Raw genomic sequence first — 26,290 nt, 5'->3', positions numbered from 1 at the left:
GCAACACGGGCAAGATCAATTTTTACAATCCAAGTGATTTTAGCTTGCGGTGCAGGGCACTGCGTTCCATCCCAACAAATTCTGCAGTTTTGGAAATATTGCCGCCAAACCGCTCAATTTGTGCAGTCAAATATTGCCGTTCAAACACCTCACGCGCTTCTCGCAATGGCAAAGACATCAAATGCGCGCTCGATTCGTCATCACCAACAGTTGGCAGAACTTCGCCAATATCACTCGGCAGCATCGTGGCAGTGATTTCACCATTCTCTGGCAAGCTATCTCGATGCAAAATAATCAAGCGTTCCAATGAATTGCGCAATTGCCGCGCGTTACCAGGCCACTCCTGCGCCTGCAACACGGCCATCGCATCATCGGCAACTTTTAGGTTCTTGATGTTGTGATTGTTCGCGATCAAATGCAGCAATTGGGTAACAAGCGGCGGGATGTCTTCGCGCCGCTCTTTCAGGGCCGGCACATTAAGTGGAATAACGGCCAAACGGTGAAATAGATCGCTGCGGAACCGCTGCGCTTCCACCATTTGCTTAATGTTGGACGAACAGGAAGAAAGAACCCGAACATCAACAGCCACATTGTGTTCGCCATTGACCCGTTGAAACTTATTTTCCACCAAAGCGCGCAGCAAATTCGTTTGAATTTCTGGCGGTAGAAACTCAATTTCAGACAAGAACAAAGTGCCCCCATGGGCACGTTCAAATGCGCCACTGACGATCGTCTTTCCACCTTCGCTCAACACTTCCTTGCCGAACAGCGTTTCTGACATTTCATCAACGTTCAGCATCGCCAGCTTCACTTCAATGAAGGGCGCATCTGCGCGGTGAGATTGATCATGCAATTGTCGCGCACAAAGTCCTTTGCCTGTACCTGCTGGCCCGGCGAAAAACACACGACTATTGGTCGGCGCACACCGTTCAATTTGGGTGCGAATATTCGCAAGTGCGGCTGATTGGCCAACCAGTTGTGCATGCGCCACGCCCGAACGCTGTCGCAAATCTTCAACTTCTGATTTCAACCGATCAGTCTCCATGGCTCGCTTGGCCACGAGCAACAGACGATCCATCTTGAAAGGCTTTTCAATGTAGTCATAGGCGCCACGGCGAATGGCCGACACTGCAGTTTCAACATTGCCGTGGCCAGAAATCATCACCACAGGCAAATCACTGTGACGTTCCATCAACGCGTCCAGCAACTGCAAACCATCTAGGCGGGAGCCTTGCATCCAGATATCGAGAAACACCAGATTAGGGCGACGGCTCTCAATTGCCTGCAACGCCGAATCCGCATCATGAGCGATGCGTGTTTCATATCCTTCATCCTCCAAAATACCCGCAATAAGATCGCGAATATCCTCCTCATCGTCCACGATGAGCACATCCAGTGCCATTAGGCTGTTCCCTTCACTTTTTGATCAGTTGGTTCGGTTTGACCAATGATGTGCGGTTTGTTCTTTTTTTCTGGCGAGTTTGTGGCGACAATCGCGACATGATCACCTTTTTGCACTTTTGGTAGGGTAAATGCGAAAACAGCCCCTACTCGACCTTGCGCATCAGCATCTGCATCCAGCAGTTCGACGCGTCCGTCATGCTGTTCAACAATCTTTGAAACAATGGCCAACCCAAGACCAGTCCCCTTGTCACGTGTCGTGTTATAGGGCTCCAACAGACGCAATCGATTTTCGTTGGGCCAGCCCTTACCATTGTCGATCACTTTGATTTGGAATTCATCTCCCAAATCATCAATGGCGACCTTAATCATCGGTGTTTTGATATCCGCGATTTCAGTTTCAATAGCCTCGGCAGCGTTCTTGATGAGATTCGTTAAAACCTGCGACATCAGCCGATCATCAAACTGCGCGATCAAATTACCTTCGGGAATCTTGGTGTGCATTGCAATTTCTGGATGACGCACGCCTTCGGAGAACACCGCCTGTCGCACAGTCTCGCCCAAATCACTTTGTTCAAAACTGGCCGAAGGCATCCGCGCAAAAGTGGAAAACTCGTCCACCATGCGACCAATATCACCAACTTGACGCACAATTGTGTTCGTACATTTGTCGAACACCTCATAATCATCCGCCAATTTATCCTTATAGCGACGACGCAACCGCTCCGCAGAAAGCTGAATAGGCGTCAGAGGATTTTTGATTTCATGGGCGATGCGGCGCGCCACATCAGCCCACACGCTGGTCCGCTGCGCCGCAATCAAATCCGAAATATCGTCAAGCGTGATCACATAACCTTTCGAGCTTTCGACATTGCCCTCTCGCGTAATCCGCACTTGGTAAGTTCGCTCTTCACCTGGACGGTTTGTCAAAACAATCTGCTCTTGAATCTGCCCAGATCTATTCTTTTGCGCTTGATCGAAGATGGCCCCCAATTCAAGAGCAACATCATGCAATGAAGCGCCAATAAGAGCCTTTTCGTCAGCTTCAAATATCGCCGACGCACGTCCATTCACGATGGTAACAAGCCCCTCAGGATCAAGGCCAATGATACCTGCTGACACGCCTTCCAAAACCGCCTCAGTAAATTGCCGCCGCTGGTCGATGGTTTCATTGGCAGAGATCAACGCACCATGCTGGTCCGAAAGCTGCGACGTCATCCGATTAAAACGTGCCGACAAATCGCGCATGTCGCCCGTGGTGCCGCGCGTCGGCACCCTCACATTCAGATCACCAGCAGAGACACGGTTTGACGCTATCATCAAGTTTCGAATAGGCGCCACCAATCGGTTTGCCAAATAAATGCCGACCCAAACAGCAGCCAGCAACACAACGATCGCCAAACCGATATACATAATTGCAAAGGTGATTTGAAACACTAAACGGTTGGATTCATATTCGCGATATTCATTCACATTTTGCTCAGTCAGGCGCATATATTCCAGCACCTCTGCCTCAACGCCCCGTGCCACGAACAAATAGTGATTTGGATAGTTTTCAAGCTTGATCACACCACCAACAAATGAAAAGCGCTGACCGGGTCGGATCAACGAAATATTGTTCTCATCGACGCCTACCAACAAATCTTCCGGCAACTCTGGCGGCGTGCCTGCAGTATTGATCCTAGCACGCTCAACAATTTCGCTATTACCGTTCAATATATAAACATGGGGCAAAGAGCGAACTTGGGCCAATGTGGTCAGAATCCGTACATAATTGTTGCGGTTTTCGTTGAACACATTTGAGACACGTTCAAGTTCGCTCGAAATACCAATAATATCGTTCCGCAACACATTGGCATGTTCTTGCAAATAGGATTGCGCGACTTGGTTAGAGCTTTCCACCATGGCGCGTGACCGTTCGGAGAACCAGTGGTCGAGGCCCTGATTAAGCGCAAAGGTGGCGATCAGGGCCACAATAAAGGCAGGCACAGCAGCAGCGATGGCAAACATGCCCACGAGACGCACATGCAAACCAGACCCGGCCTGCTTTGAAACCCGCGCCCTGACCAGCAGGAAACCTTCAGTGATCAACAGAGCAATAACGAGAAGCACCAAAACCGCATTGATCAACCAGATTAATGTCCATACACTTGGCTCTGGTTCGATGGCGGTTGCGCCCGTTAATATCAAAAACGAAATCACCGCACTCACCACTGAGGCAAGAACAAGCAAAACGCCAAAGATGCGTAACGCCCGGTTTTGCCGCAACGATAATTGTTTGATTTTAGGCTGAGCGGTTTCGTTCACAAAAAGCGACCTAAGCGTTACAAAAGGATCAATTGCTCGAGCGCAATAGCGCACTATTGCGGTCAAACTGTGACATATTTATCAATAGGTAGACCCAAAACAGCCCGCGAAGCAAGACTCTTGTGGCAAAAATGTTACAGCGACTTATCGCCCACTGCCATGTTTGGTTATCTGAATGTCATGCAGTTGCAGTTTCTTGCGCAGTGTATTGCGGTTCAATCCGAGCAGTTCCGAGGCTCTGATTTGGTTTCCATTACAATTATTTAGAGCAATTTCTAAAAGCGGGACTTCAATTTCATCAATCATGCGTTGATAAAGCCCATTTGGAGGCAATTCAGGCTGCGCTTGGGTAAATTGCGACATCAGAAAACGCTCGACCATACCAGCGAGATCGTTCGCTTGGCCCGCCGATACGTTCACCTGAGGCACTGCTTCGCCAACACTCAGTTCTTGCCGCACCGTTTCTGCAGAAATAACCTCATCAGGGTAAAGCGCCACAAAGCGCTGCACCAAATTCTCTAATTCGCGCACATTGCCCGGCCAATTGTGCTGACGCAGCAGATCAAGCGCTTCCTTCTCAAAGGCCTTTACAGGCTCCCCCTCTTGCGCAAACTTCTGTGCAAAATGCTGTGCCAAATCTGCCACATCATCCCGACGCTCCCGCAAGGCAGGCATGTGCAGCTGCACCACATTCAAGCGATAAAACAAATCTTCCCGGAATAGTCCTTGGCGGATCATTTGTTGTAGATCACGGTGAGTTGCGGCAACAATCCGCACGTCAGTCTCAATTGTGTCACGGCCACCCACCCGGGTGAATTCCCCCTCTTGCAACACGCGCAAAAGCCGCGTTTGTGCCGCCATGGGCATATCACCAATCTCATCCAGAAATAGCGTGCCACCCGCAGCACGTTCAAAATGGCCAATCGATCGACCATGTGCACCAGTGAACGCTCCTTTCTCGTGACCGAATAGTTCAGATTCGATCAAATCTTGTGGAATTGCGGCCATGTTGATCGCGTTAAATGGTCCACCTTTGCGCTTGCCGAAATCATGCAACGCACGTGCCACAACTTCCTTACCAGTGCCACTTTCACCCGAAATCATCACCGTCAAATCGGTCTGGATAAGCCTCGCCATGGTCCGATACACCTCTTGCATCGGCCCAGAACGCCCCACCAGCGGCATTTCTTCGTCTTTAGGCGCAGTGGCCGCCAAGTCTTTTTTCTTCTGGCTGTCGCGCTCCGCCAGCGCTTTAGCGACCGTCGCGGTCAATTCAGCCAAATCAAATGGCTTTGGCAGATATTCAAACGCCCCTGCCTCGCTAGCCCGCACCGCAGTCATAAAGGTATTCTGCGCACTCATCACGATTATTGGTAGGTCAGGGCGTGCTTTCTTAATGCGGGGCAGAATATCGAACGCACTGCCATCAGGCATCATCACATCAGTGATCAACAAGTCACCATCCCCTCGCGCCACATAGTTCCACATGGTCGAAAGATTGCTCATGGGAAACACTTCATAATCCGCACGTGTCAATGCCTGGCTCAAGACCATTCGAATGGAAGCATCATCATCTGCAACCAGAATTGTGCGCTCACTCATCGGCCTTCACCTTCTTTTTGTTGCGTTTCGGCTTCGCCACAGGCAGCAAAGTGCGCATGATGGTGCGCCCACCGTGGCTATCCGCATCGACAATGCCACCATGAACTCCCACAAGTTTGGCCACCAAAGCGAGACCAAGTCCGCCGCCGGTCTGTTTCGACGTCACGAAAGGGTCGAAAATATGCGGCAACATATCTTCTGATATCCCACCGCCATTATCCTCAACGCAAATCTCCAGCGGCAGCGACAAGCGATTGCCAGAACCGGGAATACCGATAGAAATGCCGGGACGATATGCTGTGCGCACGACAATCTCGCCTTTATCCTGGTTTGAAATAGCTTCAGCGGCGTTCTTGAACAGGTTGAGGTAGATTTGAACCAACTGATCCCAATTGCCCAGCACAGGCGGCAATGACGGGTCAAAATGCTTGGAAATGATCGTGCCCTTGGCAAATCCATTTTGCGCAATCAACTCAACATGATTCAAAACTTCGTGGATGTTTACGGAGGTGAACTCAGGCTGACGCTCATCGCCAAACTCCTCCATGCGATCCACCAGTTTTACAATCCGAGCAACTTCCTCCTGCACCAAGCGCGCCAAAGGTTGATCTTTCTCTTCTGCGGATTGCTCCAGCAATTGAGCGGCGCCCTTAATTCCAGAAAGCGGGTTTTTGATCTCATGCGCCAACATAGCAGCCAGGCCGATCACAGACCGCGCAGCGCCGCGCGCAGTCAGCTGCTTATCGATTTTGTCGGCCATCGTCCGCTCAATCAATGTCATGACAGTTAGGCTGGAATCATTGGTCATCGGCGTGGCATGAGCGTCGACTAACCGTTCTTCCGGCATATTTATGTTCGAGATGGGAATGCGATGTTCACGAGAGCCCGCGTCCCGTCCTCGAACTCGGTCGAGCAAATTGAGCAGCGGAGAGGATGGCGCGACCAAATCGTCAACGCGCTGGCGCTTTAAGCGACTTTCTGACGTGGAGAAAAAGTCTTGTGCCGCATAATTGGCCATAATGATCTTATTGTCCGCATCGCAAATCAAAATCGGATGGGCGATGGCCTGAAATGCGGCGTGGGCCAATTCAATCGATGTGGGGCTCATGCAGCTTGCGCCTCCATCTGATCAAAAATCGAGCGCAAAATACCCGGCACGTCGCCACTATTGTCAGCAGTAAGCAATTGCTTGCGCAACACCTTATCAATTTGCGCGCCTTCAACCTCTAAAACATCGAGATACCAGCCCAAATGTTTGCGGGCGCAACGTATGCCGAGATGCTCGCCATATTCCTCAATCATCATTTCATAATGTTCAAGAATTAAAGCCAAACGGTCTCTGCCTTCTGGCGCAGCAATCTGAGGACGTCCTGCCAGTGCATCACCCACCTGCCCCACAAGCCATGGTTGCCCCTGTGCGCCACGTCCAATCATCACCGCTTGCGCGCCTGACTCTCCAAGCGCACGACGCGCCGCAGCCAAGTCAACAATATCGCCATTCACAACCACGGGCACAGAAACGGCATCTACCACCTTGCGCACTGGCGACCAGCGGGCATTGCCTTTGTAAAATTGCTGACGCGTGCGGCCATGCACTGTCACCATTTGAACGCCGCAATCCTCGGCCGCCTTGGCCAATTGTGGCGCATTCAGATTTTCATCATTCCAGCCCAAACGCATCTTAAGCGTGACTGGTTTGCTCGTGGCCTGCACTACAGCCTCAATGATTTCAACGGCTTTGTCTGGCACCCGCATCAAAGCTGAGCCAGCATATCCATTGGTGACGCGCTTTGACGGGCAGCCCATATTGATATCGATAATGTCGGCACCTGCATCTTCAGCAATGCGCGCGCCTTCCGCCAACCATTGCGGTTCACATCCGGCAAGTTGAACGATGTGCGGCAACTTTTCAGGCCGCCCCAATCGCCGTGCCATATCTTTATGCCCATTGGTCAAGGCCGCGCTCGCGATCATCTCAGACACAACCATGCCTGCACCAAAGCGCCCGGCAATCGTGCGAAAGCTCTTATCTGTAATGCCAGAAAGAGGCGCAAGAAACGCATTGTTTGGAAATATGTGGTTGCCAATTTTAATGGAATTTAGCATTTCGCTCATTTTTTAAGCAGCTTACCTATTTGCCTAATTTATAGACAGCGAAACGTGTTTTTGCAACCATTTTGCTGTTTTTTCAATCAAATGCAGTTCAATGGGACGTCACATGGTCTCGCACCACGCGCCCCCTTGCCTAACATTCACATCACGGCTAAACCCAATTGCACACATTTCGGGATGGAATATGACACGCCAAAATCAGCATGTTGCCGTAATCATTGTTGCTGCGGGCTCCGGCCAACGTATGGGCCAGCATACTGCGCGACCAAAGCAATATCAGCCTATTGCTAGCGTGCCGGTATTGTCGCGCACGATAAGCGCATTTCTCACTTCAAATTCAGTAGATATTGTCTTGCCTGTCATCAGTAGCGACCATCAAAGTCTGTTCGATGAACTGGCAATCGAGCATCCCAAATTGGCCTCTCCCATTTTGGGCGGTTCTGAGCGCCAAGCATCCGTATTCAACGGCCTGAAAGCTTTAAGCACTGCGGAACAGAAACCGGACATTGTGCTCATCCATGATGCAGCACGGCCTTTCGTCGCCAACAAAACGATCGATGAGTGCATAGATGCGGCCATACAATTTGGCGGGGCACTACCGGCCTTACCCGTAACAGATACGCTTAAGCAAGTAGGCTCTAGCGGTTTGGTGCACCGTACACTGGATCGGTCCCTACACTTTTTGGCACAAACACCCCAAACCTTTCAGTTTGACGCCATTTTTGACGCCCACCAAGCAGCGACAACTGCAGCTACAGTTTTCACCGACGATGCATCTATTGCTGAATGGGCCGGCATGAATGTGAAAGTCATTGAAGGCGATCCAGATAATTTCAAAATTACCATTCCAGCAGATTTTCAAAGAGCGGAGATGGCCTTGTCGCAACAAATGGAAACACGCGTGGGCAGCGGATTTGACGTACACGCTTTTGAGCAAGGTGACCATGTCACACTCGGTGGCATCCAAATTCCACATATCGCCAAGCTAAAAGGCCACTCAGACGCTGATGTGGGACTACACACGCTAACCGATGCGCTTTATGGCGCGATGGCGGATGGCGATATCGGCCAACATTTCCCACCAAGTGAAATGGAATGGCACCAAGCCGATTCCGCTATTTTTCTTGAACATGCCGTGTCACGTTTAAAAGACCGCGGCGGCCGCCTTGTACATTTAGATTTGACACTGATCTGCGAAGCCCCCAAAATCGGGCCGCATTGCGAAAAGATGCGCCAGCGCATCGCTCAAATTGCTGAAGTTTCAATGTCTCGAGTCTCTGTGAAGGCCACAACAACAGAGCAACTCGGGTTTACAGGCCGCAAGGAAGGCATTGCGGCGCAAGCGGCGGTCACCATTGAGGTGCCAGTAAAGGAATAGAATATGCTTGAAGATGATGTGCTGCACCTTGCGCAAATCACAATTGAGCAATTAATCGCCAAACAAGCCACACTTGCCACGGCAGAAAGTTGCACAGGTGGCCTAATCTCCGGCGCCCTCACCTCCGTGCCTGGCTCCTCCGAAGCTGTATTCGGCGGCTATGTCACGTATTCAAACGAGGCCAAAACTCAAATGTTGGGCGTGCCCGCGCACCTTATTGAGGAAGTAGGCGCTGTGTCGAAAGAGGTGGCCTGCGCCATGGCAGAGGGCGCGCAACGCATATCCGGCGCCACAATTTCTGTTTCGGTCACCGGCATCGCAGGGCCTGGCGGCGGATCGCCGGAAAAACCAGTAGGTCTGGTTCATTTCGCCTGTGCTGATGAAGATGGCTCGTGCCACATCGTTCGCAATTTCAAAGAAATGGAACGGGACGAAGTGCGCGAAGAAACTGTGCGCGTGGCCCTCACCCTTGTCTTGGCACGGCTCGACCAGCGTCAATTGCCGTAAAGTTCACCTGCACGCTGAACAAACGCATCCATAATCTCTTCTTGCTTCGTCGCAAATAGTGGTTCGGCAACGGCTGCGATCAAGCGGTTTGAGAGCTTGAAGTCCACATTGAACTGAACATGTGTGCCTGCACCTTCAGGCAGAAAGCTCCACACTGAATTAAGGTGCGAAAACGGTCCATCCACCGCCGTTGCCGTGATCCGCATATTGGCGCGATCAAACTCAACCAGGCTTTCATAATCCTGCGAAATCGGACCAAAGCTGATGCCCATACGCGCGTAACAATTGTCATCCGCATTGGCGGGGCGCACCTGCATGTTCGAGCAATTTGGCACAAAGGCAGGATAGCGCCGCAAATCAGCCACCAAGTCAAACATTTGCTCTGGCGAATAAGGCACATGCCGATCAAAGGCGATCTTAGTCATAAATCAGCTTACTTTTTAGCTTCACGTGCTTTGCGCAACTTCTCAAAATCATCACCCGCATGGTGTGATGAACGAGTAAGAGGTGAAGATGACACCATCAAGAACCCTTTTGTGTAAGCGATGCGCTCAAAGGCTTTGAACTCGTCAGGCGTAACGAAGCGATGCACCTTGTGGTGCTTGCGTGTCGGCTGCAAATACTGGCCAATGGTCAAGAAATCCACGTCAGCAACGCGCAGATCATCCATCAATTGCAGCACTTCGTTCCGCTCTTCACCCAATCCAACCATTATGCCGGACTTGGTGAACATTTGCGGATCGATCTCTTTCACCTTTTGCAGCAGGCGAATGGAGTGGAAATAGCGTGCACCTGGACGAACTGTCAGATAGTTTGAAGGCACTGTTTCCAGATTGTGGTTGAACACATCCGGCTTCGCCGCCACCACATTTTCCAAAGCGCCTTCTTTGCGCAAAAAGTCTGGCGTCAATATTTCGATGGTGGTTTTAGGCGACGCTTCACGCACCGCTTGGATCACATCCACAAAATGTTGTGCGCCACCATCAATCAAATCATCGCGGTCAACTGAAGTGATCACCACATGATTCAACCCTAGGGTTTTCACCGTATTGGCCACATTTTCAGGCTCGCGCGGATCGAGTTGCGTGGGCAGACCCGTGCGCACATTGCAAAATGCACACGCACGGGTACAAATTTCACCCATAATCATCATGGTGGCGTGCTTTTTATCCCAGCACTCGCCAATGTTTGGGCAACCTGCTTCCTCACAAACCGTGACAATCGAATTGTCTTTCACGATCTTGCGGGTTTCATTGTACCCTTTAGAACCAGGTGCTTTTACGCGAATCCATTCCGGCTTGCGCAACACCTCATTGTCTGGTCTGTGCGCTTTTTCCGGGTGCCGCACTTCAGCTTTTGCCCGTTTCGTCGTGTCCAGCAATGTAACCATGATAAATCCTTAAACCCGTTTGGCCTTCTATGGGCCGTTTGTTATGCCCTATATATTGAGGGCGCGATCATAGGCGTCAAGTACGCTCTCTTTCATCATTTCGGACAATGTGGGGTGTGGGAAGATGGTGTGCATCAACTCTTCCTCAGTGGTTTCGAGGTTCATCGCCACCACAAAGCCCTGAATAAGCTCGGTCACTTCTGCGCCAACCATATGCGCGCCAAGCAATTCGCCCGTTTTCGCATCAAAAATGGTTTTCACTAATCCATCTGGCTCACCCAATGCAATCGCCTTACCATTGCCCACAAATGGGAACCGACCCACGCGAATCTCACGTCCAGTTTTCTTCGCTGCATCTTCCGTCAGCCCCACTGAAGCCACTTGTGGTTCACAATAGGTACAACCAGGAATCTGGTTTTTCTCCATTGGGTGGATGTTCATGCCAGCAATTTTCTCAACGCAAAGCACACCTTCATGCTCTGCCTTGTGCGCCAACATTGGTGGACCTGCCACATCGCCAATCGCGTAAACACCATCAATATTGGTTTTGCAATATCCATCGGTGACGATAAAGCCACGATCGGTTTTCACGCCAACGTCTTCAAGCCCGATATTTTCAACATTGGCTTGCACGCCAACGGCAGAAATCAGTTTTTCAGCCTCAATGGTCTCTTTCCGGCCGTCTTTCAACTCAATGTGCGCTGTCACGCCATCACTACCATTTTCAACTTTGGCAACCTTCGCTTCAGTCAAAATCTTGATGCCACGCTTCTCAAAGCGCTTACGGGCATGGGCAGAAATCTCTTTATCTTCCACCGGCATGATTTGCGGCAGCAATTCAACAACCGTCACTTCTGCGCCCATTGAGGCATAGAAGCTCGCAAACTCGATGCCAATCGCGCCAGAACCCATCACCAGAACGGATTTAGGCATATCTTGCGGCACAAGCGCCTCGAAATAAGTCCAGATGTTTTTACCATCCGGCTCAATACCCGGCAAAATCCGCGGACGTGCACCGGTGGCGACGATAATGTGTTTGGCTTTGTAGTTACCATGCGGCAACACACCTTTTGGCGCAGGAACGCTCGGCTCCATAACCTTCTTGGTGGAAGGCCCTACTTCGACTTCTCCACCCTTTTTCAGTTTCGCTTCGCCCCAAATAATGTCGATCTTGTTTTTCTTCATCAAGAACGACACACCATTGTTCATACGTGCAGCAATCTGACGCGAACGTTTCACAACGTCCGAAATTTCAAAATCAAATTCTGTAGCTTTAAGGCCATAATCTTTGGCGTGGCCCATGTGCGAATAGATTTCCGCACTGCGCAAAAGCGCTTTGGTTGGGATACATCCCCAGTTAGAGCAGATGCCCGCCATATGCTCGCGTTCGACAACGCCCACCTTCATGCCCAATTGTGACGCACGAATGGCCGCGACATAGCCGCCTGGTCCACCACCAATTACGATCAGATCATATTGATTTGCCGATTTATCTGACATGGGAATTGCCTTTCATCAAAGCTTTATTCGGCCAAAAGTTCACTCACCATAGGGATAAGCGCTTTGCCCAGTTTTATTGTATTTTCCTGGTCTAAATGGAACCCATCCATCGGATCGGGATCCACAAATTTCGCCGCATCCAAAAATGCAACGTCATGTTCATCTGCCACCAATTTGTAGGCATCGGCATATTGCCGCGAAAGGCTAGAGGCCCCCTGCATCACGTGATTGGCAAACTTGTCGCCGCCGCGCTCCGCAAGCGGCGGTGAGACAACTAAAATGCGCGGCACTGCATGGTAGGACTTGTAGGGAAACGTTTTGACAATCGATATTAGCCGACCAATGCCCGCTGCCGACCCAGCAGCATTGCCGCAAATATGCGGGCGCATATCGTTTGTGCCCAGCATCATGATCACAAGGTCAAGCGGCTCATGCGTTGCCAAAACACTCGGCAGCATCTTCGCACCATTTCGCTCGGATGCCGCTGAGTAATCGTCAAAAACCGTAGTTCGGCCATTCAAGCCTTCAGCAATCATCTGCACAGGCATATTCAGCCCGCCAGCCAACACACTCGGCCAACGCACCTCCAACGGATGCCGCGCTTCACTCGCCGCATCATATCCCCAAGTCAGTGAATCACCGTAGGCAAGAATGTTCTTCATAACGTCCAATCATGGCCCTAGGCCAACATCATCACCGGATTTTCAATCAACGATTTGAACACGCCAAGCACTTCCGCGCCCAGTGCTCCGTCAACAGACCGGTGGTCACAAGACAAGGTCACGGTCATAAAGTTAGCGACTGTAATCTCGCCATCTTCTACAACCACTCGTTCTTCACCCGCGCCGATGGCCAAAATTGTGCCGTGTGGTGGGTTGATGACTGCAGAAAAGTTTGTAATGCCAAACATGCCCAAATTTGAAACCGCTGTTGAACCGCCTTGATATTCATGCGGTGCCAACTTCTTCGATTTGGCGCGTTTGGCGAAATCTTTCACCTCTTCAGAAATCTGGCGCAAGCTCTTCTCTTCAGCCTTTTTCACAACGGGTGTGAACAAGCCGCCAGGCACCGCAACCGCAACGGCCACGTCTGAATGGTGATGCAACAAGGTGCTTTCGCCCGCCCAAGTGGCATTTGCCGTTGGGATCTGTTGCAACGCAATCGCCCATGCTTTCACGATGAAATCATTCACAGACAGTTTGTACTGTGGCTTGCCGTTTTCATCTTTTTTGGCCTGCGCATTAATGTTCGCACGCGCCTCCAAAAGATTATCCAGCTTGCAATCCATTGAGAGATAGAAGTGCGGTACAGTTTGCTTAGCTTCCGTTAGACGGGCAGCAATCGTTTTGCGCATGCCGTCATTCGGCACGGCATCATAAGTACCCTCTTCATAAAGCGCCGTCACCTGTGCGTCAGACATACCTGTCGCCAATTGCGCACCTTGTTGAGCTGCTGGGGCAGCTTGCGGAATGCCTTCGCGCAACACTTTTTCGATGTCACGCTTGACCACACGGCCTTTCGGACCAGAGCCCACGACAACACCCAAATCAATGCTGTTTTCCTTGGCCAAACGCCGCGCCAAAGGTGACGCGAACTGACGCTCTCCGTCTTTCTTCGGTGCAGCTTGAGGCGCGGGTGCAGACTCAGCCTTAGGTTCGGCCTTAGCTTCTTCTTTGGCCGCAGGCTTCTCTTCGGCCTTCGCCTCTGCTTTTTCCTCTTTAGGTGCAGCAGATGAAGATTCAGCGTCTGAAGGAATATCGTCGGCGCTTTCGCCTTCTTCCAACAACACTGCAATCACGCTGTTGACCTTGACGTTCTGCGCGCCCTCTTCAACGAAGATTTTACCAACAGTGCCTTCGTCAATGCTTTCCACTTCCATGGTGGCTTTGTCGGTTTCAATTTCCGCGATCACATCGCCCGCAGAAACCGTGTCACCTTCTTTCACCAGCCATTTTGCCAAATTGCCTTCTTCCATGGTGGGCGAAAGCGCGGGCATCGTAATATTGATTGTCATCCCAATTACTCCCTAAACTTGGCGATAAGTGACGGCGTTCACAGCTTCAACAACTTCTTTAGAAGTCGGCAAAGCCAATTTTTCAAGGTTCGCTGCATATGGCATTGGCACATCTTTGCCGGTCACGCGCATCACTGGCGCATCCAAATAGTCAAATGCCTCATCCATCAGGCGTGCTGCGATTTCAGAACCAATTGAACCTTGCGGCCAACCTTCTTCAACAGTAACGCAGCGACCCGTTTTCTTGACTGATTCAACAATCGTAGGCATGTCGAGCGGGCGCAAGGTGCGCAAATCGATCAGTTCTACATCAATGCCAGATTCAACCAGCTTCTCAGTTGCTTCAGTGGCATAGCGCATCCCCATTGAATGCGACACGATTGTGACATCTGCCCCCTCGCGCACCACCTTGGCCTTGCCCAATGGCACAGTCCAATCATCCAGCTTCGGCACGTCAAATGATTGACCATACAAAAGCTCGTTCTCAAGAAACACAACAGGGTTCGGATTGCGGATTGCAGACTTTAGCAAGCCTTTCGCATCCGCCGCTGAATATGGCGATACAACGATAAGACCCGGAATGTGCGCATACCAAGCCGAGAAATCTTGGCTGTGCTGCGCGCCAACCCGTGCCGCAGGACCATTAGGGCCGCGGAACACAATCGGTGAGCTCATCTGTCCGCCAGACATGTAGCGTGTTTTGGCAGCAGAGTTGATGATTTGGTCAATGGCCTGCATCGCGAAGTTGAAAGTCATAAACTCAACAATCGGCTTCAATCCCGCAAATGCTGCACCAACGCCCAAACCGGCAAAACCATGCTCAGTGATTGGCGTATCAATCACACGTTTATTGCCAAATTCCTGCAGCAACCCTTGTGTAACCTTGTAGGCGCCCTGATATTCAGCCACTTCTTCGCCCATCACGAACACATCGCCGTCGGCGCGCATTTCTTCTGCCATTGCGTCGCGAAGAGCCTCACGAACGCTGGTCGACACCATTTCGGTGCCTTCTGGGATTTCTGAATCAGCTTTTGCTTCAAACACTGGCGCAGCGGGAACTGAAGGTTTTTCCTGTTCGCTCGGGCCTGATTCTTCTGGATTCTCTTGCTTGGGCTCTTCGCTTGCTGCCGGGGCTGATGTATCGACTTTAATGTCGTCAGCGCTTTCGCCTTCCTCAATCAACACAGCGATAACCGTGTTCACTTTGACGTTTTGTGCGCCCTCTTCCACGACAATCTTGCCCACAACGCCTTCATCCACGGCTTCAACTTCCATGGTCGCCTTATCGGTTTCGATCTCGGCAATCACATCACCGGCAGAAACGGTGTCGCCTTCTTTCACAAGCCATTTGGCCAAATTGCCTTCTTCCATCGTCGGCGACAATGCAGGCATCAAAATTTCTACTGACATCTTTGTTCTCCTGATTTCGCTGACTTAAACGGTGATCTCTGTGTAGAGCTCTTCGGGATCGGGCTCTGGATCATTTGTGGCAAAATCAGCGGCTTCAGAAACAACGGCCCGCACATCTTTGTCGATGTCCTTCAACTCGTCTTCTGTCGCCCAATCATTTTCCAACAAGCGCGCTTTCACCTGTTCAATCGGATCACGCTCAGACCGCATGGACTGAACTTCATCTTTAGAGCGATATTTCGCCGGGTCAGACATGGAATGGCCACGATAGCGATAGGTGAGCATTTCCAAAATGTAAGGCCCTTTGCCCTCACGTGCATGTTGAATGGCGCGTTCTGCTGCGTCCCGCACCATCCGCACATCCATGCCGTCAACTTGTTCACCTGGAATGCCAAACGACTCGCCTCGCTTCGACAAATCTGTCGTCGATGCTGCGCGCTCTAGGCTCGTACCCATGGCGTATTTGTTGTTCTCGATGATGTAGACAACTGGCAAATTCCAAAGCTTCGCCATATTGAAGCTCTCATAAACTTGCCCTTGGTTCGCCGCACCGTCGCCGAAATATGTAAGGCTTACAGTATCTTCACCGCGATATTGTGCCGCAAAAGCAAGGCCTGTGCCCAAGCTAACCTGCGCACCAACAATGCCGTTACCGCCATAAAACCGCTCTTCACTGGAGAACATGTGCATGGAGCCGCCCTTGCCTTTAGACAAGCCGCCCTTGCGCCCAGTCAATTCGGCCATCACTGCTTTTGGGTCCAAGCCCACGATCAGCATGTGACCGTGATCGCGGTAACCGGTGATTGAAGCATCGCCTTTTTTCGAAGCCATATGCACGCCAGTTACAACAGCTTCTTGACCAATATAGAGGTGGCAGAACCCGCCAATCAGCCCCATACCGTACATTTGACCCGCTTTTTCTTCAAAGCGTCGGATCAAAAGCATTTCTTTATAAGCGTGTAGCTCTTCTTCCTTGGTGAACGCGGGCATATTGGCCTGTGTGCTCGCCTTGGCCGCCGCATCGGTCTTTTTAGGCATAAAAATCTCCATCTCGACCCGATTGTTCCGTCTTTGGGAAACATTCTAATTGGGGTGATACGCAAAACAAAGCATTCAAAACTGCACAAAAAACATGTTTACGCATTGTTTTTTATGCATAAATTCAATTTAACTTAAAATCGGTTAAATCGAATAATAAACTTGATTTTGGTTATTCTTATTCAACAGCAATCAAAACATCATCCGGGTTGCTCCATCCAAGCAGCCCCCGGGCGCGTTCACTCAGCATATCAGGATCTAAGCGATCAGCAACCAACAATGAGTTACGATTTTTGGCTGTTTCTATACGCACATCGAGCATTGCGCTCTGCGTAACAAGTTGAGCCTTGCGCTCGACCAGCTCTTTTTGCGAGTTCACACCATATTGCCCATTCAACGCATGGTGCGCCAAATAGCCCTGAAAGGCGAGCAAAAGTGCTGTGATCAGCAGTTTGTTTGTCAAAGAAGGCTTTTTAAGGCGGGTGGGCATAACAACCTATGAATACGCAAAACTACACTGCGTCGGACTATACCAAACAAGCCGTTAACACCTTCTTTCAAAAACGGCAAAGTTCGCTCCTTCACAACATATAGGTTGCTGATAAGTATGGCGCTGCCCCAGTGTGATCCAAGGGAAAATCGAATTTAAGAGCATCATTTGCTGTGATATTGAGATGTGCTTGCATAGGCAGATACTCATATTTCGTTATTGTCTCGGATTTTGACCAGTTGCTCCATCCACTCTTGGTCATTTGTATGTTTTGCTTGGCACATAGCCATTTCAAGTGGAGCAGAAATTTGCTGCCGGCTCATAGAGTTAAGTTTCTTAAATATCACAGAAGCTCCGGGCCAGTTAATATCCTGAAGCCACTCAAACATGCCCAAGATTTCCTGTTGACCAAATTTCCTATTGTATCTGGCAATAACCTCGGCCGCATTTTGCCAAGTATCTTTTACCTCGCCTGGCCGCATCAACTTGTAAAGCTCCCTGTGCGGGATCTGCGCGACTAGCGCGTCAATTGCTTGTCGTTGCTGTTCTTCCGTTCCGTTCCATGACAGCTGCTCAATTAAATTATCTATCTCTCTGGACATAAATTCTTGTGCCGAAATTTTGATATCATGCTCCCACCAGAATAATAAAAAGTGGTCACATTTTAAACGACCACTCTTGAAGCATTTATACACTCCCCTTAGTAAGCTAAAATGGGAAAGAAAAAGGGATGCCAAACAAATGACATCCCTTCAATAAGTTCAGAACCTGAAAGCCAGACTAGCCTTTCAAAATGCCCTTCCCGGCATAAGCCGCTGAATAGCCAAGTTGCTCTTCAATGCGGATAAGTTGGTTATATTTCGCCAACCGATCCGAACGCGCCAAAGAACCCGTTTTGATCTGGCCACACCCAAGCGCAACAGCCAAATCAGCAATCGTGGCATCTTCAGTTTCACCTGAACGGTGCGACATAACTGAGGTGTAGTTGGCTTTGTGTGCCATTTCCACGGCATTGATGGTTTCTGTCAACGTACCAATTTGGTTCACCTTCACCAAAATCGAGTTTGCGACACCCATTTTAATGCCAGAAGCCAAGCGCTCGGAATTGGTGACGAACAAATCGTCGCCCACCAATTGGCACTTATCGCCGATCTTGTCGGTCAATGCTTTCCAGCCGTCCCAATCATCTTCAGCCATGCCATCTTCGATAGAGATAATGGGATAATTGCCAACCAAATTCGCCAAATAATCAACCATTTCGCCAGCGTCGAGCACTTTGCCCTCGCCTTTCAGCTGATATTTGTCGTCTTTGAAATATTCGGTCGATGCACAATCAAGCGCCAAGTACACGTCTTCACCTGGCTTGTAACCTGCCTTTTCAATCGACTGCATGATGAAATCAAGCGCAGCGGTGGTTGAAGAAAGGTTCGGCGCAAAGCCACCCTCGTCGCCCACATTGGTATTGTGACCTTCGTCGCTCAAGCCTTTTTTAAGCGTGTGGAACACTTCAGTACCAATGCGCACGGCATCTGCAATGCTCTCCGCGCCAACCGGCATGATCATAAATTCTTGCACATCGATTGGGTTATCCGCGTGCTCGCCGCCATTGATGATGTTCATCATCGGCACAGGTAGCAAATGCGCGTTTGCACCGCCAACATAGCGATATAGCGGCAATGCAGAAGATTCCGCTGCAGCTTTGGCCACGGCCAAAGACACACCCAAAATCGCATTCGCACCCAATTTCGCTTTGTTGCTTGTCCCATCCAACTCAATCATCACTTGGTCGATTGAACGTTGATCCAACGCGTCCATGCCTTGAATTTCATTGAAGATATGTGTGTTGACCGCGTCAACAGCCTTCATCACACCTTTGCCTTTATATGCATCGCCGCCATCGCGAAGCTCAACGGCTTCATGTGCGCCTGTAGAAGCACCAGACGGTACGGCGGCACGGCCAAAGCTGCCATCATCCAAAACTACATCAACTTCAACAGTTGGGTTGCCGCGGCTATCAAAAATCTGACGGCCGTTTACATCAATAATGGCAGACATCAAAAAACTCCTTCAAAGGTTGGTGAGTTGTCCGTGTCATAGCTGCAAATTTTGAAGTTGCAAAGGCCACTTCAACATTCTGCGCGCAGGAAAAGCTCACATTTCAGCAAATATTCCCTCTGGCCTTGATTTTCGCCATTTCATCGTTATTTTGCGATGAAAGGATGGAGAGCTAAATCATGCCCGTTGAAAATGAATGCACACCCGAACAAACGGCCGCATGGCTCAATCAAAACTGTGCGTGCCAATCGATGAAGCACGACCCGGAAAATGATCCGCAATCTCCGTTCTTCGCCCCCACGCCGGTATTCCTAAAAACGAAGCACTTCAAAGAAATTGAAGCGCACATTGCGCACCTCCACGCCTTGATTGAATATCCGATTTATCAAGCCACCGCGTTGGCGGATGCGCCCGACATTGCGAACCACCCTACGCCTGCAAATCCGGGCATGTTTATGAGTTTTGATTTTCACGTAAATCAAAACCAATTGCATCTAATCGAAATCAACACGAATGCAGGCGGTGCAATGTTGGTCAATCAGCTCCACCAGCGGCAAGATATTTGTTGCTGGGAGGAAAGCCCGCTCAAATGGCCGGATTTCGACGATTTTGTCGCACACATGTTTGAGAAGGAATGGACAGCGGTCAAAGGTCATGCCCCGTTGCAAAACATTGCAATTATCGACGAGGATCCGACGCATCAATTTCTCTATGAAGAGTTTCAGCTCACCAGTACGCTTTTGAAAAGTCGTGGCTACCACGTGGTCATCGCAGACCCAGCGGACCTTAAATGGGACGGACAACAGCTTTCATTTAACGGGCAAAACATCGACTTGGTCTATAACCGCTCAACGGATTTCTATTTATCCAGCCCCACACATGCGGCGCTACGGGTCGCCTATTTATCTGACGCCATCGTCCTAAGTCCAAATCCCAAACATCATGCGCTCTACGCCAGCAAGGCAAATCTCACCCGGCTATCCGACCCTCGTTTTCTAAAAAGCCTAAACTGTTCGCCACTCGAACAAAAACAGCTACAGGAGTTGATCCAAGCGCAGTCGGTGAAAGCAGACAATGCAAATGAGCTTTGGCAACAACGCAAAAAGCTGTTCTTCAAACCGCTGGACGGCCATGCGGGGAAAGCAGTTTACCGAGGCGATAAACTCACGAAGAAAAGCTGGGCCCACATTTTGAGCAGCGATTATATCGCGCAACGCAATTTTAAGCCGGAACTGCGCCTCACGCGAAATGGGGACGAGTTCGCAAAATTGAAATCAGATCTGCGTTTTTACACTTACCAAGGCCAAATCTTTGCCGCCGCAGCGCGTCTATATGCCGGGCAAACCACCAACTTCCGAACGCAAGGTGGTGGATTTGCACCGATCTATCTAACAAAAAACTAGGACAGCCTAGGCTTTGTCTTCCACAGGGCCGCCCGCTTCTTTCCAATCCGAAAAACCACCAATATTGGTGACAGACTTATACCCCATATCTTTTAGGGTTTTCCCTGCAAGCGCCGCTTGGCCGCCAGCCCCACACAGTAGGTAAATATCGGCGTCTTTGGTCAGTCGTTCATCATGAAATGGCGTTGCCGGATCCGCAGCAAACTCAATGAAACCACGTGGAATGCACAAAGCACCCTTAACTGTGCCGCTTTTTTGAATTTCAGCACTGTCGCGCACATCTACAAACACGGCATCGGGGTGCGCATGGCAAATTTTAGCCTGCGCCGCGTCAATGCGTTCAACTTCACCATTGGCTTCATCCAAATAATCTTTAGCGGTTTTCATAAGCATCTCTTTCTTTTTGTTTCTCGCAAGGAAAACGGTTGAAATCCGACTTTGTTTCAAACCAAATAAAAAAGGCCGCACAAGGCGGCCTATTTGTCTTTATCGATTTTTTGCTGGTCCAGCTTTTTCTGCGTCAGCGCATCTCGCGCTTCATGCAGCTTTTTAACCGACTTTGTTTGACCATGCTTATGGCGATTGGCGGCGGCCAGCTCTTCTTTTTCTGCCCGCTTTTTGTTTTTGCGCGCTTGCCGAAGATTGACCACCTCAGCCATTAGACCAACCGGCTTTGTTCAACCGCAGCATTCACAAATGAGCGGAACAAAGGATGCGGTTCAAACGGACGTGATTTCAATTCCGGGTGGAATTGTACGCCAATAAACCAAGGATGGTCGGTGCGTTCAACAATCTCAGGCAATTCACCGTCTGGTGATAGACCAGAGAACAAAAGACCATTCGCTTCCAAAACCTTGCGATAGTCCATGTTCACTTCCCAACGGTGGCGATGACGCTCGGAAATGCGGGTCGTGCCATAAATGTCCGCTACGCGTGACCCACGCACCAATTGGGCTTCATAAGCGCCAAGGCGCATTGTGCCCCCCAAATCGCCTTCTTGGTTGCGTTTTTCAAGCGCATTGCCCTTCATCCATTCGGTCATCAACCCAACTACAGGTTCTTTTGCAGGACCAAATTCAGTTGAAGATGCATTTTTGATGCCAGCTTTATTCCGCGCCGCCTCAACACACGCCATTTGCATGCCGAAACAAATCCCGAAGTAAGGAACATCACGCTGCCGCGCAAACTTTGCTGCTGCAATCTTGCCTTCTGCGCCACGTTCGCCAAATGCACCCGGCACCAAAATGCCGTGAACACCTTCAAGGTATGGCGATGGATCATCCTGCTCAAACAGCTCAGCATTCACCCATTGCACATTGACCTTAACCTGGTTGGCAATGCCACCATGCACAAGCGCTTCATTGAGCGACTTATACGCGTCCAGCAATTCGGTATATTTCCCAACCACGGCAATATTCACTTCGCCGTCAGGATTATGAATGCGATTTGAAATCTCACGCCATTTGCTCATGTCCGGCGCTGGTGCGTCACCAATGCCAAAGGCAGACAGAATTTCTGTGTCCAAACCTTCATCATGATACGCAATCGGCACATCATAGATGCTCTTCACATCAAGCGCCTGAATAACGGCAGTTTCTCGCACATTACAGAACAAAGAAAGCTTGCGACGTTCGCTTGCCGGAATCTCGCGGTCGCACCGCACCAACAAGATATCTGGCTGAATGCCGATAGAGCGCAATTCTTTCACGGAGTGCTGTGTTGGCTTGGTTTTCAACTCACCAGCGCTCGGAATATACGGCATCAAGGTCAGATGCGTATAAACGGCCTGCCCGCGTGGCAATTCGTTGCCCAACTGGCGAATGCTTTCGAAAAATGGCAGCGCCTCAATGTCACCCACTGTGCCGCCAATTTCGCACAACACGAAATCGAAATCATCATTATCTGCCAAAACGAAATTTTTAATCTCGTCTGTCACATGCGGGATCACCTGAACCGTAGCGCCCAAATAGTCGCCACGCCGTTCCCGTGCGATAATGTTTTGATAAATCCGACCTGTGGTGATGTTATCCTGCTGGTTCGCCGACCGTCCGGTAAACCGCTCATAATGCCCAAGATCGAGGTCCGTTTCTGCCCCATCATCGGTGACGAAAACTTCACCATGCTGATAAGGGGACATGGTGCCCGGGTCCACGTTGAGATAGGGGTCCAGCTTTTTCAAACGCACTTTATAGCCGCGCGCCTGAAGCGCCGCGCCAAGTGCAGCCGAAGCCAACCCTTTACCCAAAGAGGAAACCACGCCACCAGTGATGAATATATACCGTGCCATGGGCTTTTACCTTACATCTGAACGGCCATGATTCGAAGCCGTAAAATTGCACATATCCAAAAAAAGACGGGGGATAAAACCCCCCGTCTAAACATTCCTAATTTTTCAACAGCTTACTGAGAAGGTGTTTCAGTCGGCTCGTCTGGCGCCGCGTCATTATTGGTTGGCACCGGCAGGTCCAGGTCGTTTTCTTGAGCTGGTGTGTCGCCTTGCAAATTGTTCAATGCATCAAGCACAGTCACATCGCCTTCTGTTTGGTCGGTTGCCCGGTCCAAAATGCTGTCCGCACGATTGTCCAACTGTCCCAAAACAGTCAGGCCAATAGAAGTGGCGAAAAACAATGCCGCCAAAATACCTGTGGTCCGCGTCAAAAGGTTTGCTGAAGAGCGTGCCGACATAAAGCCGCCACCGCCGCCTCCGCCGCCACCCATTCCAAGGGCGCCGCCTTCAGAGCGTTGCATCAAAATTACCGCGATCAGCGCCACCACGATGAAAAGGTGGGCTACAATCAATACTGTTTCCATGTTGAAAACACTTATCTGTTGAAATCAAAATCAGCGTGCGTTCTACACATTCTCACACCAATTGGCTAGACAAAATTGGCCTTTTTTTGACCCAGCCTTGATTAAAGCGCAGCAACAATACCCAAAAAGCTCTCTGCTTTAAGGCTTGCGCCGCCCACAAGCGCACCATCTACATCTTGAGTGTGCAGCAATGCGTTGGCATTTTCCGGCTTCACAGACCCACCGTAAAGAATTTCAACAGTGTGGCCGCGCGCGCCAAATTTGTCGACCAACGTCTTGCGCAACGCCACATGCATTTCCGCCACGTCATCGACGGACGCAGTTTTGCCCGTGCCAATCGCCCAGATTGGCTCATAGGCGAGGGCAATTTCGCCATCTTTACTCAAGCTGTCTGGCGTCGATTCGGCAATCTGCTGTGTGACAAAGCCAATCGCTTCACCAGCTTCGCGCTGTTGCAAGGTCTCTCCGCAACACACGATGGGTTTAATCCCCTGCTCTAGCGCAGTCTCCGCTTTAGCTTTCACCATTGCATTGCTTTCATGATGGCCTTCGCGCCGTTCTGAGTGACCAACAATCACAAAGCGACCACCAAGGTCTGCAACCATCTCTGCACTGATGTCGCCTGTAAAAGCGCCATTCTTCTCACTGTGACAGTCCTGAGCGCCAATATGCAGCGCATCACCAGCCAGCGCTTTGGCTCCCGCAATCAATGTCGCTGGCGGACAAATCAGAAATGTGCCTTTGTCGGCATAATCTGTAAGCTTTTTTGCAATCGCTTCAATTTCATTCAACGCGCCTTGCAAGCCGTTCATTTTCCAGTTGCCGGCGATCAATTTTTTGTTTTTTTGTGTCATGTCGACCTTTCCAAGAAGCAAAATTAAGTTTAACCCCAAATTCAACCCATTCAACGTCTTGCGATTTTTGGTACACCCTGTCTATTATGCGCCGCTCGAGACCGGGGTTTTGAAAACAGCAAACAAATAAACGGATAGACTATGCTTGATACCTTTAAACGCTACTCCAACACATGGGTGGCTAAGATTCTGATGGCCCTTCTTATTTTAAGCTTTGGCTTGTTCGGTATCGCAAATGTCTTCACAAATCTAGGTTCCAGCTCTGTGGCGCGTGTAGGCAATCAGTCTATATCAGCTGTGGAGTTTGATCGGGCATACCGCACCCAGTTGAACAATATTGCCCGCCAAACCGGCCGTCAGCCTTCTTCACAAGAAGCAATGGCCTTCGGCATTCCGGGGTCTGTGCTCAATCAATTGGCATCAAATGCTGCGCTGGACCAAATGGTTGCTGATTTTGGTGTTGGCGCGTCAGACGAAATGGTTTCGGAGATGATCGCCCGCGATCCAAACTTCGCCACCACTTTGGGCGTGTTTGATCGCCAACAATTTACGCAGATGTTGCGCCAGAACGGTTTCACCGAAAGCGAATATATCGATAGCCAAGCCGAATCTGTGCAGCGCTCGCAAGTCATTCGCGGTTTATTTGGCGGTGCAATGGCACCAAAGACCATTCTGCAAATCACCAATCGCGTGCAAAACGACACCCGCACAATCGATTATTTCACGCTATCAAATAACGTGCTTGATCCAATCGACGCGCCAACTGAAGAGCAATTGGCAACTTACTTGGAAGAGAACCAAGCCCAATATCGTGCAGAGGCGCAAAAACAAATCCAAGTTTTGGTTTTGACACCAGAGAGCTTGGCCCGTTCACTCGACGCAACTGACGAAGAGTTGCGCGCGGAATATGAAGCTTCTGGCGATCAGCTAACCACTGCTGAAACACGCAATGTGACATTGTGGCGGTTGAAAGATGATGCGCAAGCGCAAACCTTGGTTCAAGGCATTGCTCAGGGCCAGTCACTTGATCAAATTCTTGCAGTCAACAATTTTGGCATCACTGCAACACCATTGGGCCAAATCGCCCGTGACGAGTTCACCGATGAAACCATCGCAAGTGCTGCTTTCGATGGCGACAAAGGTCTGACCATTGCTGACACGGCTGAAGGCCAAGTGGCCATTATGGTGCGCAATATTGTGCCAGAAACTCAGTTGTCTTTCGAAGAAGCGCGCGATCAACTCGTAGCCCGTGTCAATGCGAAAAAAGCAAATGATGTCATCATCGACAAAATCGATGAAATTGAAGAACAGCGTGCAACGCTTCGCTCCATTGGCGAGATTGCTGCAGATGTTGGCTTGGAAACGCAAACTGTTGAAGTCACCCGCTCTGGCGTTGGCCTCGATATGATCGAAGATTTGCCAGCAGAGGGCGAGCAACGTTTGCTGACAGCCATCAACAATGCTGAGCAAGATGCCTTGTTGCCTGCTGTGACCATCGGTGCGAACGCAATGGCATGGTTCGATCTGAATGAAGTGACACCAGCTCGCGATCTCGCCCTTGAAGAAGTGCGCGACAAACTGGAAATAGCGTGGATGCAGGATCAAACTGCGCAAGCATTGACCGAGAAAGCTAATGAACTCGTCGCAAAAGTAGATCAGGGCACACCAATCTTTGACGTGGCGTCAGAAGTTGGCCAAATCGCCCAACCATCCTTGCCCCTCACTCGTCGCGGTGACGGCTCCTTCATCACAGCAAATGTGGCCTCGGCTGCATTCTCCGGCGGTGAAGGCTATACGGATGCGGTACGTTTGTCAGATGGCACATACATTGTGTTCCAGGTAACAGGCATCACCGCCGCCGAGCAAAGCGACATTGAGCAAGATAATCTTATCGCACTGTCTGACAGTGTTGCCGATGATCTTTACCAGCAATTCATCACCGCACGTCGGGATGATTTGGGCGTAAGCATCAACCAAGGCACACTCAATCAGATCCTGTCTCTCGACCAATAAAGTAG

General features: G+C 50.3%; 24 protein-coding genes. 4 read left to right on the top strand and 20 right to left on the bottom strand.

Annotated elements, in window-relative coordinates; translation table 11 throughout:
- Positions 1-22 precede the first annotated feature (22 nt).
- The 5 genes from ACP15Y_RS01300 to dusB all read right to left on the bottom strand — a co-directional run bounded on the left by ACP15Y_RS01300 (position 23) and on the right by dusB (position 7,416).
- Entirely contained in the window at positions 23-1,402 is a 1,380-nt protein-coding gene (locus ACP15Y_RS01300) for a sigma-54-dependent transcriptional regulator (RefSeq protein ID WP_424981211.1), read from the bottom strand.
- Positions 1,402-3,708 (bottom strand): ATP-binding protein, encoded by a 2,307-nt coding sequence (locus ACP15Y_RS01295; protein ID WP_424981210.1) that lies wholly within the window; start codon positions 3,706-3,708, stop codon positions 1,402-1,404. The genes ACP15Y_RS01300 and ACP15Y_RS01295 overlap by 1 nt, the downstream gene beginning before the upstream one ends.
- Positions 3,709-3,852: 144 nt before the next feature.
- Positions 3,853-5,310 (bottom strand): nitrogen regulation protein NR(I), encoded by a 1,458-nt coding sequence (gene ntrC, locus ACP15Y_RS01290; protein WP_424981209.1) that lies wholly within the window; start codon positions 5,308-5,310, stop codon positions 3,853-3,855.
- Positions 5,303-6,418: a two-component system sensor histidine kinase NtrB gene (locus ACP15Y_RS01285; RefSeq protein WP_424981208.1), complete on the bottom strand. Its 1,116-nt coding sequence runs from the start codon at positions 6,416-6,418 to the stop codon at positions 5,303-5,305. The genes ntrC and ACP15Y_RS01285 overlap by 8 nt, the downstream gene beginning before the upstream one ends.
- Positions 6,415-7,416 carry a tRNA dihydrouridine synthase DusB gene (gene dusB / locus ACP15Y_RS01280; protein WP_424981207.1) on the bottom strand — a complete coding sequence of 334 codons (1,002 nt, stop codon included), beginning with the start codon at positions 7,414-7,416 and terminating at the stop codon, positions 6,415-6,417. Before dusB ends, ACP15Y_RS01285 begins: the two co-directional genes overlap by 4 nt.
- Before the next feature lie 190 nt (positions 7,417-7,606).
- Here dusB and ACP15Y_RS01275 point away from each other — a divergent pair, with 190 nt between their 5' ends.
- Positions 7,607-8,800 carry a bifunctional 2-C-methyl-D-erythritol 4-phosphate cytidylyltransferase/2-C-methyl-D-erythritol 2,4-cyclodiphosphate synthase gene (locus ACP15Y_RS01275; protein WP_424981206.1) on the top strand — a complete coding sequence of 398 codons (1,194 nt, stop codon included), beginning with the start codon at positions 7,607-7,609 and terminating at the stop codon, positions 8,798-8,800.
- A 3-nt stretch (positions 8,801-8,803) separates the two neighbouring features.
- Positions 8,804-9,307, top strand: a complete 504-nt coding sequence (locus ACP15Y_RS01270) for a CinA family protein (protein ID WP_424981205.1) — start codon at positions 8,804-8,806, stop codon at positions 9,305-9,307.
- On the opposite strand, the gene ACP15Y_RS01265 is transcribed toward ACP15Y_RS01270, so the two are convergent.
- The 10 genes from ACP15Y_RS01265 to eno all read right to left on the bottom strand — a co-directional run bounded on the left by ACP15Y_RS01265 (position 9,295) and on the right by eno (position 19,204).
- Positions 9,295-9,732 (bottom strand): type II toxin-antitoxin system RatA family toxin, encoded by a 438-nt coding sequence (locus tag ACP15Y_RS01265; protein ID WP_424981204.1) that lies wholly within the window; start codon positions 9,730-9,732, stop codon positions 9,295-9,297. The genes ACP15Y_RS01270 and ACP15Y_RS01265 overlap by 13 nt on opposite strands.
- A gap of 8 nt (positions 9,733-9,740) precedes the next feature.
- Entirely contained in the window at positions 9,741-10,697 is a 957-nt protein-coding gene (lipA, locus tag ACP15Y_RS01260; protein WP_424981203.1) for a lipoyl synthase, read from the bottom strand.
- Between the two features lie 48 nt (positions 10,698-10,745).
- Positions 10,746-12,197, bottom strand: a complete 1,452-nt coding sequence (lpdA, locus tag ACP15Y_RS01255; RefSeq protein ID WP_424981202.1) for a dihydrolipoyl dehydrogenase — start codon at positions 12,195-12,197, stop codon at positions 10,746-10,748.
- 23 nt (positions 12,198-12,220) lie between these two features.
- The gene (locus tag ACP15Y_RS01250) at positions 12,221-12,859 is read right to left on the bottom strand and encodes an SGNH/GDSL hydrolase family protein (protein ID WP_424981201.1); all 639 of its coding nucleotides are present in this window, start codon (positions 12,857-12,859) and stop codon (positions 12,221-12,223) included.
- Positions 12,860-12,876: 17 nt separating this feature from the next.
- A complete protein-coding gene (locus ACP15Y_RS01245; protein WP_424981200.1) occupies positions 12,877-14,211 on the bottom strand; it encodes a pyruvate dehydrogenase complex dihydrolipoamide acetyltransferase in 1,335 nt (444 codons plus the stop codon).
- Between the two features lie 12 nt (positions 14,212-14,223).
- The gene (locus ACP15Y_RS01240; RefSeq protein WP_424981199.1) at positions 14,224-15,621 is read right to left on the bottom strand and encodes a pyruvate dehydrogenase complex E1 component subunit beta; all 1,398 of its coding nucleotides are present in this window, start codon (positions 15,619-15,621) and stop codon (positions 14,224-14,226) included.
- Between the two features lie 24 nt (positions 15,622-15,645).
- Positions 15,646-16,659, bottom strand: a complete 1,014-nt coding sequence (gene pdhA, locus ACP15Y_RS01235) for a pyruvate dehydrogenase (acetyl-transferring) E1 component subunit alpha (protein ID WP_424981198.1) — start codon at positions 16,657-16,659, stop codon at positions 15,646-15,648.
- Between the two features lie 178 nt (positions 16,660-16,837).
- Complete coding sequence (locus ACP15Y_RS01230) at positions 16,838-17,122, bottom strand: FtsB family cell division protein (RefSeq protein ID WP_424981197.1); 285 nt, start codon at positions 17,120-17,122, stop codon at positions 16,838-16,840.
- Between the two features lie 233 nt (positions 17,123-17,355).
- On the bottom strand, positions 17,356-17,886 hold the full coding sequence (locus ACP15Y_RS01225; protein WP_424981196.1) for a DUF5071 domain-containing protein: 531 nt from the start codon (positions 17,884-17,886) through the stop codon (positions 17,356-17,358).
- A 43-nt stretch (positions 17,887-17,929) separates the two neighbouring features.
- Positions 17,930-19,204 carry a phosphopyruvate hydratase gene (gene eno / locus ACP15Y_RS01220; protein ID WP_424981195.1) on the bottom strand — a complete coding sequence of 425 codons (1,275 nt, stop codon included), beginning with the start codon at positions 19,202-19,204 and terminating at the stop codon, positions 17,930-17,932.
- Positions 19,205-19,383: 179 nt separating this feature from the next.
- Between eno and ACP15Y_RS01215 the strand changes: the two genes are divergently transcribed.
- The gene (locus tag ACP15Y_RS01215) at positions 19,384-20,607 is read left to right on the top strand and encodes a hypothetical protein (protein WP_424981194.1); all 1,224 of its coding nucleotides are present in this window, start codon (positions 19,384-19,386) and stop codon (positions 20,605-20,607) included.
- A gap of 6 nt (positions 20,608-20,613) precedes the next feature.
- On the opposite strand, the gene ACP15Y_RS01210 is transcribed toward ACP15Y_RS01215, so the two are convergent.
- The 5 genes from ACP15Y_RS01210 to tpiA all read right to left on the bottom strand — a co-directional run bounded on the left by ACP15Y_RS01210 (position 20,614) and on the right by tpiA (position 24,272).
- Positions 20,614-20,994, bottom strand: coding sequence for a rhodanese-like domain-containing protein (locus ACP15Y_RS01210; RefSeq protein ID WP_424981193.1), 381 nt, complete (start codon positions 20,992-20,994; stop codon positions 20,614-20,616).
- Positions 20,995-21,083: 89 nt separating this feature from the next.
- Positions 21,084-21,266 carry a DUF4169 family protein gene (locus ACP15Y_RS01205; RefSeq protein WP_424981192.1) on the bottom strand — a complete coding sequence of 61 codons (183 nt, stop codon included), beginning with the start codon at positions 21,264-21,266 and terminating at the stop codon, positions 21,084-21,086.
- Positions 21,266-22,894, bottom strand: a complete 1,629-nt coding sequence (locus ACP15Y_RS01200; protein WP_424981191.1) for a CTP synthase — start codon at positions 22,892-22,894, stop codon at positions 21,266-21,268. Before ACP15Y_RS01200 ends, ACP15Y_RS01205 begins: the two co-directional genes overlap by 1 nt.
- Positions 22,895-23,007: 113 nt before the next feature.
- A complete protein-coding gene (gene secG / locus ACP15Y_RS01195; protein WP_424981190.1) occupies positions 23,008-23,418 on the bottom strand; it encodes a preprotein translocase subunit SecG in 411 nt (136 codons plus the stop codon).
- A gap of 101 nt (positions 23,419-23,519) precedes the next feature.
- Positions 23,520-24,272, bottom strand: coding sequence for a triose-phosphate isomerase (tpiA, locus tag ACP15Y_RS01190; RefSeq protein ID WP_424981189.1), 753 nt, complete (start codon positions 24,270-24,272; stop codon positions 23,520-23,522).
- A 141-nt stretch (positions 24,273-24,413) separates the two neighbouring features.
- Here tpiA and ACP15Y_RS01185 point away from each other — a divergent pair, with 141 nt between their 5' ends.
- A complete protein-coding gene (locus tag ACP15Y_RS01185) occupies positions 24,414-26,285 on the top strand; it encodes a SurA N-terminal domain-containing protein (protein ID WP_424981188.1) in 1,872 nt (623 codons plus the stop codon).
- Positions 26,286-26,290 lie beyond the last annotated feature (5 nt).

The sequence above is a fragment of the Maritalea sp. S77 genome, assembly GCF_049801075.1.
Classification (GTDB): Bacteria; Pseudomonadota; Alphaproteobacteria; order Rhizobiales; family Devosiaceae; genus Maritalea.
The sequence above is the reverse complement of the archived record's forward strand: the minus strand, read 5'-3'. Positions and strand labels throughout refer to the sequence as shown.

Bases quoted from the DNA above. Each gene is read 5' to 3' on its own strand.
- lpdA (WP_424981202.1), bottom strand. From the start codon at position 12,197: ATGTCAGATAAATCGGCAAATCAATATGATCTGATCGTAATTGGTGGT.
- ACP15Y_RS01210 (WP_424981193.1), bottom strand. From the start codon at position 20,994: ATGAAAACCGCTAAAGATTATTTGGATGAAGCCAATGGTGAAGTTGAA.
- lipA (WP_424981203.1), bottom strand. From the start codon at position 10,697: ATGGTTACATTGCTGGACACGACGAAACGGGCAAAAGCTGAAGTGCGG.
- secG (WP_424981190.1), bottom strand. From the start codon at position 23,418: ATGGAAACAGTATTGATTGTAGCCCACCTTTTCATCGTGGTGGCGCTG.
- ACP15Y_RS01240 (WP_424981199.1), bottom strand. From the start codon at position 15,621: ATGTCAGTAGAAATTTTGATGCCTGCATTGTCGCCGACGATGGAAGAA.
- ACP15Y_RS01215 (WP_424981194.1), top strand. From the start codon at position 19,384: ATGCCCGTTGAAAATGAATGCACACCCGAACAAACGGCCGCATGGCTC.
- ACP15Y_RS01185 (WP_424981188.1), top strand. From the start codon at position 24,414: ATGCTTGATACCTTTAAACGCTACTCCAACACATGGGTGGCTAAGATT.
- ACP15Y_RS01250 (WP_424981201.1), bottom strand. From the start codon at position 12,859: ATGAAGAACATTCTTGCCTACGGTGATTCACTGACTTGGGGATATGAT.
- tpiA (WP_424981189.1), bottom strand. From the start codon at position 24,272: ATGACACAAAAAAACAAAAAATTGATCGCCGGCAACTGGAAAATGAAC.
- ACP15Y_RS01275 (WP_424981206.1), top strand. From the start codon at position 7,607: ATGACACGCCAAAATCAGCATGTTGCCGTAATCATTGTTGCTGCGGGC.
- ACP15Y_RS01205 (WP_424981192.1), bottom strand. From the start codon at position 21,266: ATGGCTGAGGTGGTCAATCTTCGGCAAGCGCGCAAAAACAAAAAGCGG.
- ACP15Y_RS01200 (WP_424981191.1), bottom strand. From the start codon at position 22,894: ATGGCACGGTATATATTCATCACTGGTGGCGTGGTTTCCTCTTTGGGT.
- ACP15Y_RS01285 (WP_424981208.1), bottom strand. From the start codon at position 6,418: ATGAGCCCCACATCGATTGAATTGGCCCACGCCGCATTTCAGGCCATC.
- ACP15Y_RS01265 (WP_424981204.1), bottom strand. From the start codon at position 9,732: ATGACTAAGATCGCCTTTGATCGGCATGTGCCTTATTCGCCAGAGCAA.
- pdhA (WP_424981198.1), bottom strand. From the start codon at position 16,659: ATGCCTAAAAAGACCGATGCGGCGGCCAAGGCGAGCACACAGGCCAAT.
- ACP15Y_RS01270 (WP_424981205.1), top strand. From the start codon at position 8,804: ATGCTTGAAGATGATGTGCTGCACCTTGCGCAAATCACAATTGAGCAA.
- ntrC (WP_424981209.1), bottom strand. From the start codon at position 5,310: ATGAGTGAGCGCACAATTCTGGTTGCAGATGATGATGCTTCCATTCGA.
- ACP15Y_RS01300 (WP_424981211.1), bottom strand. From the start codon at position 1,402: ATGGCACTGGATGTGCTCATCGTGGACGATGAGGAGGATATTCGCGAT.
- eno (WP_424981195.1), bottom strand. From the start codon at position 19,204: ATGTCTGCCATTATTGATGTAAACGGCCGTCAGATTTTTGATAGCCGC.
- ACP15Y_RS01245 (WP_424981200.1), bottom strand. From the start codon at position 14,211: ATGACAATCAATATTACGATGCCCGCGCTTTCGCCCACCATGGAAGAA.
- dusB (WP_424981207.1), bottom strand. From the start codon at position 7,416: ATGCTAAATTCCATTAAAATTGGCAACCACATATTTCCAAACAATGCG.